The organism is Streptomyces sp. NRRL WC-3742 (assembly GCF_000720635.1).
In the GTDB taxonomy this organism is placed as follows: domain Bacteria; phylum Actinomycetota; class Actinomycetes; order Streptomycetales; family Streptomycetaceae; genus Kitasatospora.
Genome location: NZ_JOCF01000196.1, coordinates 1 through 418, shown reverse-complemented (window position 1 = coordinate 418; position 418 = coordinate 1). Strand labels below are relative to the sequence as shown.

The following is a 418-nucleotide window of genomic DNA, read 5'->3' as shown; positions in this document are numbered from 1 at the left end:
TCAGTGCAGGAGACTGCCCTGGAGTTCTGCGCGGAGTGCGGGGGTGAGGACGGCTCCTGCGCGGTCGACGAGCAGGGCCATCTCGTAGCCGACGAGGCCGATGTCGGAGTCGGGGGCTGCGAGGACGGCGAGGGCGGAGCCGTCGCTGACGGCCATGAGGAAGAGGAAGCCCCGTTCCATCTCGACGACGGTCTGGTTGACCTCGCCTCCTTCGAAGATCCGGCTGGCGCCGGAGGTGAGGGAGGTGAGGCCGGAGGCCACGGCGGCGAGCTGGTCGGCGCGGTCGCGGGGGAAGCCCTCGGACATGCACAGCAGGAGGCCGTCCGCGGAGACCACCACGGTGTGGGACACCCCGGGGGTGTTGTCCACGAAATTGGTGATCAGCCAGTTCAGGTTCTGTGCGGCCTGGCTCATCTGA

The 418-nt window shown here is 68.7% G+C and carries 1 protein-coding gene; it reads right to left on the bottom strand.

Features of this window, described 5'->3' with window-relative positions; genetic code table 11:
* The gene (locus IH61_RS0140040; protein WP_030248297.1) at nt 1-414 is read right to left on the bottom strand and encodes a roadblock/LC7 domain-containing protein; all 414 of its coding nucleotides are present in this window, start codon (nt 412-414) and stop codon (nt 1-3) included.
* Nucleotides 415-418 lie beyond the last annotated feature (4 nt).